A 15573-nucleotide genomic window follows, 5' to 3' on the forward strand; every position below is an offset into this window, starting at 1 on the left:
TCAGGGGAGGGGTGTTGCGAGGGCGGTTAATCTATAGAAAGCAATTTATACATAGCAAAACCCCCGGCCTCGGGCCGGGGGTCTGGGGTCACTCGTCGAGGAAGGAGCGCAGATGCTCGCTTCGCGTCGGGTGGCGCAACTTGCGCAACGCCTTGGCTTCGATCTGACGGATCCGCTCACGGGTCACGTCAAACTGCTTACCGACTTCCTCAAGGGTGTGGTCGGTATTCATGTCGATGCCGAAACGCATGCGCAGTACCTTGGCTTCACGGGCAGTGAGGCCGGACAGTACGTCGCGAGTCGCTTCCTTAAGGCTCTCAACAGTGGCGACATCGATTGGCGACTGCATCGTCGAGTCTTCGATGAAGTCACCCAGATGGGAGTCTTCGTCATCACCGATCGGGGTTTCCATGGAGATCGGCTCTTTAGCGATCTTCAATACCTTGCGGATTTTATCCTCAGGCATTTCCATGCGTTCGCCCAACTCTTCCGGGGTCGGTTCGCGACCCATTTCCTGCAACATCTGCCGGGAAATACGGTTGAGCTTGTTGATGGTCTCGATCATGTGCACCGGAATACGGATGGTGCGGGCCTGGTCGGCGATCGAGCGAGTGATCGCCTGACGGATCCACCAGGTGGCATAAGTCGAGAACTTGTAGCCGCGACGGTATTCGAATTTATCCACAGCCTTCATCAAGCCGATATTGCCTTCCTGGATCAGATCGAGGAATTGCAGGCCACGGTTGGTGTACTTCTTGGCAATGGAGATCACCAGACGCAAGTTCGCTTCAACCATCTCTTTCTTCGCGCGGCGGGCCTTGGCCTCACCGATCGACATGCGACGGTTGATGTCCTTGATCTCGGCAATCGTCAGACCGGTCTCGGTCTCAAGTGCAGTCAGCTTCTGCTGGCAACGGATGATGTCCGGCTGCAGGCGACCAATGGCTTCGGCGTACTTCGCCTTGCCTTTGGCCAGCGCGTCGCTCCAGCTTTCGTCAACTTCGTTGCCCGGGAACTGGCGCAGGAAGTCGGTACGCGGCATGCGCGCATCACGAACACAGAGCTGCATGATCGCGCGCTCTTGTGCACGCAGACGCTCAAGGGCGCTACGAACACGTTCAACCAGGCCTTCGAATTGCTTCGGTACCAGCTTGATCGGCATGAACAGCTCAGCCAGGGCCAACAGTTCGGCGATTGCCTGCTTGTTGGAGCGGCCGTGCTTTTTCAGCGCCTTGCGGGTGATTTCCATTTGGTCGGAAACCGCACCGAAACGCTGGGCAGCGACGATCGGGTCTGGACCGCTTTCGACTTCTTCTTCGTCGTCGCTGCTGGCTTCAGCATCGTCGTCATCGGAATCGTCGTCGGCTTTCGCGGCTTTCGCATCGACAGGCGGCGGCACTTCGGCAGCCGGTGGCGCAATGCCGTCGTCCGGGTCGATATAACCGCTCAGGACGTCGGACAGGCGGCCACCTTCGGTGGTGACGCGAGTGTACTCGGAGAGAATGTGGTCAACCGTGCCAGGGAAGTGCGCGATTGCGCCCATCACTTCACGGATGCCCTCTTCGATACGCTTGGCGATTTCGATCTCGCCTTCGCGTGTCAGCAACTCGACGGTACCCATTTCACGCATATACATGCGCACAGGGTCAGTCGTGCGACCGATGTCGGTCTCCACCGCGGCCAACGCGGCAGCGGCTTCTTCAGCGGCTGCCTCGTCGGTATCGGCGTCGGCCAACATAAGGGCGTCCGCATCCGGAGCACTCTCGTGTACGGGGATCCCCATGTCATTAATCATGCGGATGATGTCTTCCACCTGCTCAGGATCTGAAATATCCTCAGGCAGGTGATCGTTGACCTCTGCGTAAGTCAGATACTTCTGCTCACGACCAAGGGTGATCAACTCTTTGATACGAGACTGCTGTTGCGCTTTTCCGGACATAACACCCTATCCACTGAAGGTCTTGGCGGGCAAAAAACAAGCCGAGGATTATACCCGAGCTATGACCTCACACGCCAGCTGAGGTCGGGTTTGATGCGGAAACATTCTGTTTTAAGAGGTCGCGCATCTGTTTTGCTATCTGAATTTGCTCTTCAGCCGATAATCCCGGCTGCCTTGCTCTCTTGATGAGGTCGTCGAGGGTCTGCGTGTGCTGACCCGCGGATAACCTAGTAATGGTGTCTAAAAACTGTTGTTCAAGGTTGTCGCCGTCAATTAGCCACTCCTTTTCCGCGAGCGCTTTCAACAAGCGGCCTTGCTCCGTGCCGTGCCAGCGAGCCATCAGCTGAATAGAGTTTAGCTTAGGATTTTTCTGCACGGCTTCGATCAGTGCGATCAGCACCTGCGCGTAGGTATTGCTCTCGTTGGCAAAATGCTCGGCACTTTCGACCTTTTCCGCCAATTGCGGGTGGTGAATGAGTGTGCGCAGGGCGATCAGCGTGGGGGCCTCTACGGCAACCGGCGTGCGCGGGGCGTAGGCCTCGTCGCGATCACCGCGCTTGCCGTTCTTGCTCCAGGGTTTCTTGTCCCATTTCTTGCCGCCGGCACCTGGCTTTTTTGGCGTCCATTCCTGCTGGGGTGCGTAGGCATCCTGCGGCTGGAAATCGGAATAGTCCGGCATGGCGTCGTAATCCATGCCTGGATCGTAGGCCGGTGGAGCATCCTGCGGCGCGCTGTGCACCAGCTGGCTGACGGCTTCGCCACTCAGGCCAGTGATTTCCAGCAAGCGCTGGCGCATCAGGGTGCGCAGGTTCGCGCCGGGCACCTTGTCGATCAGCGGCGCGGCGAGGGTGGCCATGTGTGCCTTGCCCTCGAGGGAGCGCGGGTCGGCTTCTTCGGTTAGTTGCTGGAAGAAGTAATCCGCCAGCGGCTGTGCATGTTGATTGATGCGCGCGCGGAATGCATCGGTGCCTTCGGAGCGCACCAGGGTGTCCGGGTCTTCGCCTTCGGGCAGGAACAGAAAGCGTGCGCGGCGCCCATCCTGCAGGCTCGTCAGCGTAGCTTCGAGGGCGCGCCAGGCAGCGTTGCGGCCGGCCTGGTCGCCGTCGAAACAGAACAAAACGCTCGGCACCACGCGGAACAGGCGCTTCATGTGTTCTTCGCTGGTGGCGGTGCCGAGGGTGGCTACCGCGTTGCGCAAGCCCTGTTGGGCGAGGGCGATCACATCCATATAGCCCTCAACCACAATGATTTCATCGAGGTTGCGGTTGTTCTTGCGCGCTTCGAACAGGCCGTAGAGTTCCTGGCCCTTGTGGAACACTGGGGTTTCCGGAGAGTTGAGGTACTTGGGCTTGTCGTCACCCAGCACTCGGCCACCGAACGCGATGATGCGGCCGCGGCTGTCGCGGATCGGGAACATCACACGGTCGCGGAAGCGGTCGTAGCGCTTGCCGGTCTCGGCGTTCTCCACCAGGAGGTCGGCGTCGATCATGGCTTTTTGCTGAAGCGTGTCGCTGCTCAGGTGTTTGTACAGGTTGTCCCAGCCGGGCGGGGCGAAACCGAGGCCGAAGTCGCGGGCGATTTCACCGGTAAGGCCGCGGCCCTTGAGGTAGTCGACGGCCGCCTTGCGCTGCGGATGGCTTTTGAGTGCCTGGCGATAAAAATCAGCCGCGGCGGTCAGCAGCGGGTACAACGGCGAGTCTGTGGGTTGCCGGGGTTTGTGCGGGCGTCCACTTTCTTCGCGGGGGATTTCCATGCCTGCGGCTTTTGCCAGTTCCTCGACGGCCTGGGGGAAGTCCAGGTTGTCGTGGTCCATGATGAAGCCGAGGGCATTGCCGCCCGCTCCGCAGCCGAAGCAGTAATAGAACTGCTTGTCGGGGCTTACGCTGAATGACGGGGTTTTTTCTTTATGAAACGGGCAGCAGGCGGTGTAGTTCTTGCCGGCTTTTTTCATTTGCAGGCGCGAGCTGACAACATCGACGATGTCGGTGCGGTTCAGAAGGTCGTCAATAAAGCTCTGGGGAATTAGCCCGGCCATGGCGTTCTCGTCATCACTGCGTGTAAATGAGGGCCCGTAAAAAGCTCAAGCGCACCTATCGAATGGCTCGACCATCAATCATCTGCTTGGGCTGTCTGGAAGTGTATCTGCCGAACATTTGCTGACGTTAGTTTCTATCAGTGTCCGGCGAAGAAAAGTTGCCCTGGAGTCCGGTCTCGGCCTATGGGCGGCCTCGGAAGCTCATCAATGGGCACAGCCGACACAGTTGATCGTCTGCTTGAAGAATAGGTGTGCTCGTCAGTAGCCTTGTTAGGCTCGTCAGAAGAGACGTGCACCGCTGGCAGAAAGCCAGTCCTGACGTGTGAAGCAGTTGTCTCGGTCGCGTGTGCGGCGTCGACGATGAAGCATCAAGCGATATCCGCAAATGCCAACAGCCCGGCTGAGGGCCGGGCTTGGCAGAAGCTTGCTACGAGCGTCTGTGTATTAGTACAGACGAACGGCGCGGCGCTGTTCGCGCTGAACTTTCTTAGCGTGACGCTTAACAGCGGCTGCTGCTTTACGCTTACGCTCAGAAGTTGGCTTCTCATAAAATTCGCGGCTACGAACTTCAGCCAGAACACCGGCTTTTTCGCAGGAGCGCTTGAAACGACGCAGAGCTACGTCGAAGGGTTCGTTCTCTTTTACTTTGACGGCTGGCATCCAGAGCTACCTTCTTTCATTACCGGGATCAACGTTCTCGTCGCAAAAAATTCGCGGCTGAGGTCGTCGGTTTTTAAGGGTTGCGGATGTTAACCCCTCATTGGCAGGAATGCAAAGCCTCTGATCGAAAACCGCTAGTCGGGAGGGGGAGTGGCGACTATTATGCGCGCCTTCGAATTTAGCCTCTACAAGGCGCAAACCCATGCTAGTACTGGGACTTGAAACCTCCTGCGACGAAACCGGTGTCGCACTTTACGACAGTGAACGCGGGCTTTTGGCCGATGCACTGTTCAGTCAGATCGACTTGCATCGCGCCTATGGTGGCGTGGTGCCGGAGCTGGCCAGTCGTGATCACGTCAAGCGCATGCTGCCGTTGATCCGCCAGGTGCTGGACGAGGCCGGTTGCGTGCCGACCGAGATCGATGCCATCGCCTACACCGCCGGCCCTGGATTGGTCGGAGCCCTGTTGGTTGGGGCTTCTTGCGCCCAGGCGCTGGCGTTTGCCTGGGGCATTCCAGCCTTGGGAGTACACCACATGGAGGGCCATTTACTGGCGCCCATGCTGGAAAAAACACCGCCGCAGTTCCCGTTCGTCGCTTTGTTGGTTTCGGGCGGCCATACGCAGTTGGTTCAGGTCGACGGGATCGGTCAATACACGTTGTTGGGCGAGTCTCTGGACGACGCTGCCGGCGAAGCCTTCGACAAAACCGCGAAGATGATGGGCCTCAATTATCCCGGTGGCCCGGAAATCGCGCGCCTCGCCGAAAAAGGCGTTGCCGGCCGCTTCACCTTCCCGCGCCCGATGTGCGATCGCCCTGGCCTGATGTTCAGCTTCAGCGGCCTGAAAACCTCCGCACTCAATACCTGGCAGCACAGCGTCAGCGCCGGGGACGACAGTGAGCAAGCCCGTTGCGACATCGCGCTGGCGTTCCAGCAGGCCGTGGTGGAGACTTTGACCATCAAGTGCAAGCGTGCCCTGAAACAAGCGGGTATGAAGCGCCTGGTGATCGCCGGCGGCGTCAGCGCCAATAAGGCCTTGCGTGCCTCGCTGGAAAAAATGCTCGGTGATATGAAGGGCGATGTGTTTTACGCGCGCCCGGAGTTCTGCACCGACAATGGCGCGATGATCGCCTATGCCGGATGCCAGCGCCTGCAGGCCGGGCAGCACGAAAGCCTGGCGATCAGCGTGCAGGCACGCTGGCCGATGGAGCAGTTGTCACCGTTATAGGTTCAACCTGAGCCGGGCTCATCAGGAGTATTTAAAAATGCCGTTCGCGCCCGGCAAACAGGTCGCGTAGATTGCCGCGGTGGCGCCAGACGATCAGCAGTGTCAGCACGCTCATCGGCAGCAGCGCCGCCGGTTCTTGCCAGGCCAGCAATGGCAGGGTGAGCGGTGTGGCGATCAGCGCCGCCAACGAGCTGGTGCGGGTCAGGTAGAACGTCAGCAGCCATGCGACAACGGCCAGTAACGCTGCCGGTGGGTAGATTCCCAGCAGCATGCCGGCTGCCGTGGCGACGCCTTTGCCACCGCGAAAGCGGAAGTACAGTGGAAACAGATGGCCCAGGACGGCGCACACGCCTACCCAGGCCTGCTGTTGCAGGGTAAGGCCGGCGAGGCTTGCGATCAGCACGGGCAAAAGGCCCTTGCACACGTCGCCCAGCAGCGTCAGCACAGCGAGTTTCTTGCCGGCCAGGCGCAACATGTTGGTGGCGCCGGCATTGCCGGAGCCACCCATTCGCGGGTCGGGGTTTCCCGTCAAGCGGCTGAGCACAATGGCGAAGGACAGCGAGCCGAGCAGGTAGGCGAGAATCGCCAGTGACCAAAACATGCTAACTATTCCGGGCGAGGACGCCCTGATTCTAACGGGGCATTGCGCCCTTGTCGTGCTGCGGAGAAGAGCGTGGACAGAGTGTTTATCGAAGGCCTGGAAGTCGACACCGTGATCGGGGCCTACGACTGGGAGCGTGGGATCCGTCAATGCCTGCGCCTGGACCTGAGCTTCGCCTGGGACAATCGCCCGGCCGCCGCCGGTGACGACCTGACCCTGGCGCTGGATTACGCCAGCGTATCCGCACGTATCCAGGCCTTTGCCGAGCAAACCCAATACCAATTGGTGGAAACTTTTGCCGAGCGCCTGGCCGAAGTGCTCATGAGTGAGTTCCAGATTCCCTGGCTGCACCTCAAACTGACCAAGCCCGGCGCCGTACCGGCTGCCAAGGGCGTGGGCGTGGAGATCGAGCGCGGATGTCGCTGACTCAGGTTTACCTTGGCCTCGGTAGCAATATCGAGCGCGAGGCCCATTTGTGCGCCGGCCTTGATGCGCTGGCGAACGTGCTGACCGATATGCGCTGCTCCGCGGTGTTCGAAAGCCAGCCGGTGGGCATCAAAAGTGGGCCGTTCTTCAATTTGGTGGTGTCGGCGTATACCGACCTGCCGTTGATGGAGTTGGACCGTCGTCTCAAGCTCATCGAAGCCGACAATGGTCGCTATGCGCCGGATCGCAAGGGTTTGCCGTTGGATATCGACGTGCTGCTGTACGGCGAAATGGTGGGCGATTTCGACGGTTTGGTCCTGCCCCGCGCAGAGATCCTGAAAAACGCCTTTGTGTTGTGGCCGCTGTCGATGATGGCGCCGGACCGTGTGCATCCTGGGGCAGGCAAGACCATGGCCGAGCTGTGGCGCGACGCGGACATCGACCAAGTGCTGGCGCCTGTCGCGTTTGAGTGGCAGGGCCGGCAACTGACGCCGAGTGAGTTTGTGTAGGTCTTTCTAGGAAGCAAGTTCCTTATAGGTCTGCAATGCCTTGAGCCGCTCGCGCTTCAGGGCTTCTCCGAGCGCCGGGCCTTTGAAACCTTTCTCCAGCAACGGCGCCACCGCCACCTCCCGCGCTGCCTGCGCCGCGGCGCGCAAGTAGCCCGCCTGTGGATAACTGCGCTGTTCAAAGCCCTTGCGCCCGCGGGCGTCCATTTCACAGGCCACCACAAACTCTTCAAAGCGCTGCGGCCTTCGGTACACGTCAAAACTCTGCAGCAAATCCAGCAATGTCGAGGCTTTGAGTTCCAGGGCGCGGTGGCAGTGGGTGTGATATTGGCCCACCAGCAAGGCCAGTTCCTGACAATCCTTGGGTACCTTGAAGCGTTCGTTGACCGCCTTGATCAGCTTCAGCCCGCGATGCTCATGAGCAATGTGCTGCGGCAACTTATCCACAGGCGTCAGGCCCTTGCCCAAATCGTGCAGCAGGCAGGCCCAGCGTACGGTCAGCGGTTGTTTATGAAGGGCTGCCTGTTCGAGCACGCTCAAGGTGTGTATGCCGGTGTCGATCTCCGGGTGATGTGCCTCGGGTTGCGGTACGCCGAACAGCGCATCCACTTCCGGCATCAAGGTTTTCAGGGCGTTGCAGTCGCGCAGGACCTGGATAAACACCTGGGGTTGATCTTCCATCAATGCCCGGGAAATTTCCTTCCAGCTGCGCTCTGGCGTCAGTGCCTCCAGTTCCCCGGATTCGCTGAGCTGGCGCATCAGTTCGAGGGTTTCGGGGGCCACCGTAAAGCCCAAATGTGCATAGCGCGCAGCAAAGCGCGCAACGCGCAGCACTCGCAGGGGATCTTCGGCGAACGCGGGGGAAACGTGGCGCAGAATACGTGCTTGCAGGTCGCGTTGGCCGTGATAAGGGTCGGTCAGGTTGCCCTCATCGTCTTCGGCCATCGCGTTGATGGTCAGGTCGCGACGAATCAGGTCGTCTTCGAGTGTGACATCGGGGCTGGCGTGAAACACAAAGCCGCCGTAGCCCCGACCACTTTTGCGTTCGGTGCGGGCCAGGGCGTACTCGTCGCCGTTTTTCGGGTCCAGGAACACCGGGAAATCCGCGCCTACCGGCTTGAAGCCTTTGGCAAGCATCGCTTCAGCGGTCGCGCCAACGACCACGCGGTCGACATCGGTAACCGTGATGCCCAGCAAGCGATCACGCACGGCGCCGCCGACTTTGTAGATTTTCATGAAAAAGCCTCCATTAGCGGCACAGGATAACGCCTGTGCCTGACCAATGGAGGCTTTGCTGTTTCAGAGGTGAACGACGGCCAGGTCCAGGCGGCCATAGTCGTTGTCGTTATGATCGCTGCGCGGTGGGACATGGTGGGTCTTCATGACTTGGTCGCCCTGCAGGGTTTCCAGGTGGATATCAAAGCCCCACAGGCGGTGCAGGTGCTTGAGCACCTCTTCGGTGGATTCGCCCAAGGGTTTGCGGTCGTGCTGCTGATGACGCAGGGTCAGCGAGCGGTCGCCGCGCACATCAATGCTGTAGATCTGCACGTTGGGCTCACGGTTACCCAGGTTGTACTGCGCCGCCAGGGTTTCGCGAATGGTGCGGTAGCCGGGCTCATCGTGGATGGCCGGTACCATCAGGTCGTCCTTGAGGTCGTCGTCCAGGATGCTGAACAGCTTGAGATCGCGGATCACCTGGGGTGACAGGTATTGCAGGATAAAACTCTCGTCCTTGAAGCTGCTCATGGCAAATTTGAGGGTGGACAGCCAGTCGCTGCCGGCGATTTCCGGGAACCAGCGGCGGTCCTCTTCAGTGGGGTGTTCGCACATGCGCCGTATGTCGCGGTACATCGCAAAGCCCAGGGCGTAAGGGTTGATGCCGCTGTAGTACGGGCTGTCGAAGCCCGGCTGGTACACCACGCTGGTATGGGACGTGAGGAACTCCATCATGAAGCCGTCGGTGACCAGGCCCTCGTCATACAAGTCATTCATCAAGGTGTAATGCCAGAACGTTGCCCAGCCTTCGTTCATCACCTGGGTCTGGCGCTGTGGATAAAAATACTGGGCGATTTTGCGCACGATGCGCACGATCTCCCGTTGCCACGGTTCGAGCAGCGGTGCGTGTTTTTCCAGAAAATACAGGATGTTTTCCTGTGGTTCGGCGGGGAAGCGCGCATTGTCCTTATCGCTGTTCTTGCCGGCGCGCTTGGGAATGGTGCGCCAGAGATCATTGATCTGCTTTTGCAGATGCTCTTCGCGCTCCTTCTGACGCAGGCGTTCTTCCTCGGCCGAAATCGGGTATGGGCGCTTGTAGCGGTCAACGCCGTAGTTCATCAAGGCATGGCAGGAGTCGAGCAGGTCTTCCACCGCGTCGATGCCGTGGCGCTCCTCGCACTGCATGATGTACTGCTTGGCAAATACCAGGTAATCGATGATCGAACTGGCATCTGTCCACGTGCGGAACAGGTAGTTGCCCTTGAAAAAACTGTTATGCCCATAGCAGGCGTGGGCCACTACCAGTGCCTGCATGCAGATGGTGTTTTCTTCCATCAGGTAGGCGATGCACGGGTCGGAGTTGATCACGATCTCGTACGCCAGGCCCATCTGGCCGCGACTGTAGGACTTTTCGGTGCTGAGGAAGTGTTTGCCGTAGGACCAATGGTGATAGCCCAGCGGCATGCCCACCGAGGCGTATGCGTCCATCATCTGCTCGGCAGTGATCACTTCGATCTGGTTGGGGTAAGTATCCAGGGCGTAACCCGCCGCAATGCGGCTGATTTCCCGGTCATAGGCCTGGATCAGCTCAAAGGTCCATTCGGACCCGGTGGAAATGGGTTGGCGCTTAGTCTCTTTTTTGGCGGTCATGTCACTAACCTGCGCTGGAAGAGTTCACGGAAGACCGGGTAGATATCGCCGGCCGAGACCAGTTGCTGTTGGGCAAACGTATCGGCAAAAGCTTCGCCGATGCGCTCGTATTCGAACCACAGGGCTTGGTGCTCACGGGGGGTAATTTCAACGTAGGTGTAATACTGCACGAACGGCATGATCTGGTTGATCAGGATGTCGCGGCAGATCGGTGAGTCGTCATTCCAGTTGTCGCCGTCGGAGGCTTGGGCGGCGTAGATGTTCCACTCGTTGGCGGGGTAGCGTTCGGCCATGATCTCCTGCATCAGCTTCAATGCGCTGGACACAATGGTGCCGCCGGTTTCCCGCGAGTAAAAAAACTCCTCTTCGTCCACTTCCCGGGCGCTGGTGTGATGTCGGATGAACACCACGTCGATCTTGTCGTAGTTCCGCTTGAGGAACAGGTACAGCAGGATGAAAAAGCGCTTGGCGATGTCCTTGGTGGCCTGGGTCATGGAGCCGGACACGTCCATCAGACAGAACATCACCGCCTTGGAGCTGGGGTTGGGCTGTTTGACCAGCAGGTTGTATTTAAGGTCAAAGGTGTCGAGGAACGGCACACGATGAATGCGTGCGCTGAGTTTCTCTATTTCCGCTTCTATTTCCTGGATATCGCCGAAGTTGTCCGGCTCTTCACGCTTGAGGCGCGCCAGCTCTTCCTTGGCTTGCTTCAATTTGGCGCGGCTGCTGCCCGACAGGGCGATACGCCGCGCATGGGCCGAGCGCAGGGTGCGGATGATGTTGATGCGCGAGGGGTTGCCCTCGTTGCTGATGCCGGCGCGCACGGTCTTGAAGGTGTCGGTGCCGGTCAGGTTGCGTTTGACCAGGTTGGGTAATTCCAGGTCTTCGAACATGAATTCGAGGAATTCTTCTTGGGTGATCTGGAATACAAACTCATCCATGCCTTCGCCAGAGTTACCGGCCTTGCCCGGGCCTTTGCCGCCACCACCACCCTGGGGGCGCTGGATATGTTCGCCGGTAGTGAACTCCTTGTTGCCTGGGTGTACGACGGTCTGTTTTCCGCCCCGGCCATGGTGCAGCACCGGTTCGTCGATATCGCGACCGGGAATGCTGATCTGTTCGCCATGTTCCATGTCGGTGATGGAACGGCGGCTGACGGCTTCTTCAACCGCCTTTTTGATGTGGTCACGGTAACGCCGCAGGAAACGCTGACGGTTTACCGTGCTCTTGTTCTTGCCATTGAGGCGTCGGTCGATCACATAGCTCATGCGGAGCCCTCCGGGCAGCTTCACGTTACAAGCTTCCAGCCGCGAGCTGGAAGCTTAAGGACAAGCGGTCAGCTGCCAGGCCATAGGCCTGGCATTGCGCGCTTGCCGCTGCCTTATTGCGATTTGCGCACCCGCAGGTACCACTCGGAGAGCAGTCGTACCTGTTTGTCGGTGTAGCCGCGTTCGACCATTCGTGTGACGAAGTCGTTGTGTTTTTGCTGATCCTCCTTGCTGGCCTTGGCATTGAAGCTGATGACTGGCAGCAGGTCTTCGGTGTTGGAGAACATTTTCTTCTCGATGACCACCCGCAGTTTTTCGTAGCTGAGCCAGGTCGGGTTCTTACCGTTGTTATTGGCCCGGGCGCGCAGCACGAAGTTGACGATTTCGTTGCGGAAATCCTTCGGATTGCTGATACCGGCCGGTTTCTCGATTTTTTCCAGCTCTTCGTTGAGGGCTACGCGATTGAGGATCTCGCCGGTTTCCGGGTCGCGGTATTCCTGGTCCTGGATCCAGAAGTCGGCGTACAGCACGTAGCGGTCGAAGATGTTCTGGCCATACTCGCTGTAGGACTCCAGGTAGGCGGTCTGGATTTCCTTGCCGATGAACTCGATGTAGCGCGGCGCCAGGTATTCCTTGAGGAAGCGCAGATAGCGCTCGCGGGTCTCGGCCTGGAATTGCTCCTGTTCGATCTGTTGTTCCAGCACGTAGAGCAGGTGCACCGGGTTGGCGGCAATTTCATGCGGGTCGAAGTTGAAGACCTTGGACAGGATCTTGAACGCAAAGCGCGTCGACAGCCCGTTCATGCCCTCGTCCACGCCCGCGGTGTCGCGGTATTCCTGGATCGACTTGGCCTTGGGGTCGGTGTCCTTGAGGTTTTCGCCGTCATACACGCGCATCTTGGAGTAGATGTTCGAGTTTTCGGGCTCCTTGAGGCGCGACAGCACCGTGAACTGGGCGAGCATCTTCAGGGTGTCGGGCGCGCAATGGGCCTTGGCCAGGGAGCTGTTGAACAGCAGCTTGTCGTAGATCTTGATCTCGTCGCTCACTCGCAGGCAGTACGGCACCTTGACGATGTAGATCCGGTCGATGAACGCTTCGTTGTTCTTGTTATTGCGGAAGGTGTGCCATTCCGATTCGTTGGAGTGGGCCAGCAGGATCCCGGTGAATGGAATCGCGCCCAGGCCTTCGGTGCTGTTGTAGTTGCCTTCCTGTGTCGCTGTGAGCAGTGGGTGCAGCACCTTGATCGGCGCCTTGAACATTTCCACGAACTCCATCAGGCCCTGGTTGGCCCGGCACAGCGCGCCCGAGTAGCTATAAGCGTCGGCGTCGTTCTGTGGGAATTCTTCGAGTTTGCGGATATCGACCTTACCTACCAGCGCCGAAATATCCTGGTTGTTCTCATCCCCCGGCTCGGTCTTGGCCACGCCGATCTGGTTAAGGATCGACGGGTAGAGTTTCACCACGCGGAATTGGCTGATATCACCGCCGAACTCGGCCAGGCGCTTGGTGGCCCAAGGCGACATGATGGTGTTGAGATAGCGCCGTGGGATGCCGAAGTCTTCTTCGAGGATCGCGCCATCTTCCGTGGCGTTGAACAGGCCCAGGGGCGACTCGAACACCGGCGAGCCCTTGATGGCATAGAAGGGCACTTTCTCGATCAATTGCTTGAGCTTTTCGGCCAGGGACGACTTACCGCCGCCGACGGGGCCGAGCAGGTAGAGGATTTGCTTCTTCTCTTCCAGGCCTTGGGCGGCGTGGCGGAAGTAGGAGACGATCTGGTCGATGCATTCTTCCATTCCGTGGAAGTCTTCAAAGGCCGGGTAGCGGCGGATCACCTTGTTGGAAAAGATTCGCGACAGGCGCGAATTGTTCGAGGTGTCTATCAGTTGCGGTTCGCCAATCGCCAGCAACAGGCGTTCGGCGGCGGATGCGTACGTGCTGCGGTCCTGTTTGCACAGTTCGAGATACTCTTGAAGCGTGAGTTCCTCCTGCTGTGTGGACGCGAAGCGTTGTTGGAAGTGGCTAAAGATACTCATGACGTCGTCACCTCGCTCGATACGTGGAGCCGACGCCGGATCAATCAGTCGATGCTGGCAGTCATTGACCTACGCCAATGACTGTTTTCCCCCCAGAACACCCTAAACGCTACCGATGACCCGCACGCCGGTGTACCGGCTCTCCCCTGATTCGGATGGCCTGCGCTTAAGGATAGTTCGGAATCGGGGAGGTCAAGGCGCGATACGCAATTAGTTTGGCTGCGCCGTTCGTCAGAAACGGCGCTAGCCCAAGCGTCACGCGGGGTAGCGGGGTGTGAAAAAAATTATTGCGAATCGCCGGAGGAAATTTCCGCAGGATAGGTCGCACGCCACAACTCAAAACCGCCGTCCAGGCTGTAGACGTCGGAGAAGCCCTGGCTGACGAGGTAAGCGGCTGCGCTTTGGCTGGAATTACCGTGGTAACAGGCCACGATCAGCGGTGCATCGAGGTCGGCGGCGCGGATGAAATCGGCGATGTTGATGTTGTCCAGATGGTGGGCGCCGGTGATGTGAGCGGCCGCATAGGTCGGCTGGTCACGGATGTCGACGACCACTGCGCCTTGCTCGCGCAGGGCCTGGGCGTGTTCTGGGGGGATACGTTTGAATTCGCTCATGGCGGGCTCCTAAGGCTTGGCTGCGGCCAGCTGTGTGGAAAGGCGGGGTTCGCACCGGCAGGTGTGAAACTCGCCGGTATCGATGTTCATCAGGGTCATGGCGCCGCCCCATACGCAGCCGGTGTCCAGGGCGAACACGCCGGGCTCGTCGCACTTACCTTCCAGCGCCGCCCAGTGGCCGAAGATGATCTTCGTGTCACGGGTCTTGCGCTCCTTGTGGGCGAACCATGGCTTGTAGCCGGGCAGGGCGGTGTCGGCACCTTCTTTGCTCTTGAGGTCCAGCTTGCCGTCGGCGGTGCAGAAACGCATGCGCGTGAAGTAATTGGTGATCACCCGCAGGCGAGCCACGCCGGTGAGGTCGTTGTCCCATTTCACCGGCTCGTTGCCATACATGCCGTCGAGGAAGGCGGTATACAGGCTGTCATCGGCCAAGGCATGTTCGACTTCGGCGGCGCACTTGAGGGCTTTCTTCAGCGTCCACTGTGGCGGGATGCCGGCATGGACCAAGGCCATATTGCGGCCGTCGTCGTAGTGCATGATTTTTTGCCGGCGCAGCCAGTCGAGCAGCTCGGCACGATCAGGTGCTTCAAGGATTTCGCGCAGGGTATCGCCTTTTTTCAGGCGTTCGATGTTATTGCCGGCCGCCAGCAGGTGCAGGTCGTGGTTGCCGAGTACGCACACCAGTGCATCGCGCAGGCTATATAAGTAGCGCAGGGTTGCCAGGGACTCGGGGCCACGATTGACCAGGTCGCCCACCAACCACAGCCGATCATTCGCCGGGTCGAAGGCCACGCGCTCAAGCAGGCACTTGAGCGGCTCCAGGCAGCCTTGCAGATCGCCGACCGCGTACGTCGCCATCAGTGCAGGGCTCCCGGCACGGCAAGGCGAAAAGGCTTGATGATGGCATCGAACAGCTTTCCATCGGTGGCTTTCATTTGATACGAACCCTGCATGGTGCCGACCTTGGAGGTCATGACCGTGCCGCTGCTGTAGGTGTGGCTGGCCCCGGCGTCGATCAACGGTTGCTGGCCGACAACGCCCGCGCCGCGCACTTCCTCGACCTGGCCATCACCGTCGGTGATCACCCAGTGGCGCGACAGCAGCTTGGCCGGCACCAGCCCGTTGTTCTTCACCGTGATGGTGTAGGCAAAGGCGAAACGGTTGTGTTCAGGTTGCGATTGGTCCGCCAGGAAGCGGGTGACGACGCTGACGTCGATCTGGTAGCGAGGATCGGACATGCAAGAGGCCTTAAAAGCAAAAGCGGAGGACAGCAGATGCGGATCAGTCTAGGCCAAGAGGCGGGCACTAGGCCAGACATGCTGTCTGGTATGACGCAGTTCAAATGTGGGAGGGGCGCACCGCCCCTCCCACATCTATATCGCGTAGCCCTTACGC

At 59.3% G+C, this 15573-nt stretch carries 14 protein-coding genes; 3 read left to right on the forward strand and 11 right to left on the reverse strand.

Features of this window, described 5'->3' with window-relative positions; genetic code table 11:
• Nucleotides 1-88: 88 nt before the first annotated feature.
• The 3 genes from rpoD to rpsU all read right to left on the reverse strand — a co-directional run bounded on the left by rpoD (nucleotide 89) and on the right by rpsU (nucleotide 4634).
• Nucleotides 89-1939: an RNA polymerase sigma factor RpoD gene (rpoD, locus tag AB4O23_RS06695; protein WP_017530796.1), complete on the reverse strand. Its 1851-nt coding sequence runs from the start codon at nucleotides 1937-1939 to the stop codon at nucleotides 89-91.
• 67 nt (nucleotides 1940-2006) lie between these two features.
• Nucleotides 2007-3974 carry a DNA primase gene (dnaG, locus tag AB4O23_RS06700; RefSeq protein ID WP_460085120.1) on the reverse strand — a complete coding sequence of 656 codons (1968 nt, stop codon included), beginning with the start codon at nucleotides 3972-3974 and terminating at the stop codon, nucleotides 2007-2009.
• Between the two features lie 444 nt (nucleotides 3975-4418).
• The gene (rpsU, locus tag AB4O23_RS06705) at nucleotides 4419-4634 is read right to left on the reverse strand and encodes a 30S ribosomal protein S21 (RefSeq protein ID WP_002551877.1); all 216 of its coding nucleotides are present in this window, start codon (nucleotides 4632-4634) and stop codon (nucleotides 4419-4421) included.
• Between the two features lie 202 nt (nucleotides 4635-4836).
• Here rpsU and tsaD point away from each other — a divergent pair, with 202 nt between their 5' ends.
• Nucleotides 4837-5862, forward strand: coding sequence for a tRNA (adenosine(37)-N6)-threonylcarbamoyltransferase complex transferase subunit TsaD (tsaD, locus tag AB4O23_RS06710; protein ID WP_017530798.1), 1026 nt, complete (start codon nucleotides 4837-4839; stop codon nucleotides 5860-5862).
• A 31-nt stretch (nucleotides 5863-5893) separates the two neighbouring features.
• On the opposite strand, the gene plsY is transcribed toward tsaD, so the two are convergent.
• Complete coding sequence (plsY, locus tag AB4O23_RS06715) at nucleotides 5894-6463, reverse strand: glycerol-3-phosphate 1-O-acyltransferase PlsY (protein WP_017530799.1); 570 nt, start codon at nucleotides 6461-6463, stop codon at nucleotides 5894-5896.
• A gap of 72 nt (nucleotides 6464-6535) precedes the next feature.
• On the opposite strand from plsY, the gene folB reads away from it, so the two are divergent.
• Nucleotides 6536-6889, forward strand: coding sequence for a dihydroneopterin aldolase (folB, locus tag AB4O23_RS06720; protein WP_017530800.1), 354 nt, complete (start codon nucleotides 6536-6538; stop codon nucleotides 6887-6889).
• Nucleotides 6880-7398: a 2-amino-4-hydroxy-6-hydroxymethyldihydropteridine diphosphokinase gene (gene folK / locus AB4O23_RS06725; protein WP_017530801.1), complete on the forward strand. Its 519-nt coding sequence runs from the start codon at nucleotides 6880-6882 to the stop codon at nucleotides 7396-7398. The genes folB and folK overlap by 10 nt, the downstream gene beginning before the upstream one ends.
• A gap of 6 nt (nucleotides 7399-7404) precedes the next feature.
• Here folK and AB4O23_RS06730 read toward each other — a convergent pair whose 3' ends face one another.
• From AB4O23_RS06730 to apaG, 7 genes are all read right to left on the reverse strand, one after another.
• The gene (locus AB4O23_RS06730; RefSeq protein WP_017530802.1) at nucleotides 7405-8631 is read right to left on the reverse strand and encodes a multifunctional CCA addition/repair protein; all 1227 of its coding nucleotides are present in this window, start codon (nucleotides 8629-8631) and stop codon (nucleotides 7405-7407) included.
• A 63-nt stretch (nucleotides 8632-8694) separates the two neighbouring features.
• Nucleotides 8695-10260: a SpoVR family protein gene (locus tag AB4O23_RS06735; protein ID WP_065879381.1), complete on the reverse strand. Its 1566-nt coding sequence runs from the start codon at nucleotides 10258-10260 to the stop codon at nucleotides 8695-8697.
• Nucleotides 10257-11528 (reverse strand): YeaH/YhbH family protein, encoded by a 1272-nt coding sequence (locus AB4O23_RS06740; protein ID WP_003194735.1) that lies wholly within the window; start codon nucleotides 11526-11528, stop codon nucleotides 10257-10259. Before AB4O23_RS06740 ends, AB4O23_RS06735 begins: the two co-directional genes overlap by 4 nt.
• A 113-nt stretch (nucleotides 11529-11641) precedes the next feature.
• Nucleotides 11642-13564 (reverse strand): PrkA family serine protein kinase, encoded by a 1923-nt coding sequence (locus tag AB4O23_RS06745; RefSeq protein WP_003176479.1) that lies wholly within the window; start codon nucleotides 13562-13564, stop codon nucleotides 11642-11644.
• Between the two features lie 284 nt (nucleotides 13565-13848).
• Nucleotides 13849-14178 carry a thiosulfate sulfurtransferase GlpE gene (glpE, locus tag AB4O23_RS06750; RefSeq protein WP_017530804.1) on the reverse strand — a complete coding sequence of 110 codons (330 nt, stop codon included), beginning with the start codon at nucleotides 14176-14178 and terminating at the stop codon, nucleotides 13849-13851.
• 9 nt (nucleotides 14179-14187) lie between these two features.
• A complete protein-coding gene (locus AB4O23_RS06755; RefSeq protein ID WP_017530805.1) occupies nucleotides 14188-15036 on the reverse strand; it encodes a symmetrical bis(5'-nucleosyl)-tetraphosphatase in 849 nt (282 codons plus the stop codon).
• On the reverse strand, nucleotides 15036-15416 hold the full coding sequence (apaG, locus tag AB4O23_RS06760; RefSeq protein ID WP_017530806.1) for a Co2+/Mg2+ efflux protein ApaG: 381 nt from the start codon (nucleotides 15414-15416) through the stop codon (nucleotides 15036-15038). The genes AB4O23_RS06755 and apaG overlap by 1 nt, the downstream gene beginning before the upstream one ends.
• Between the last annotated feature and the right edge of the window lie 157 nt (nucleotides 15417-15573).

The sequence above is a fragment of the Pseudomonas sp. H2_A10 genome (assembly GCF_054680085.1).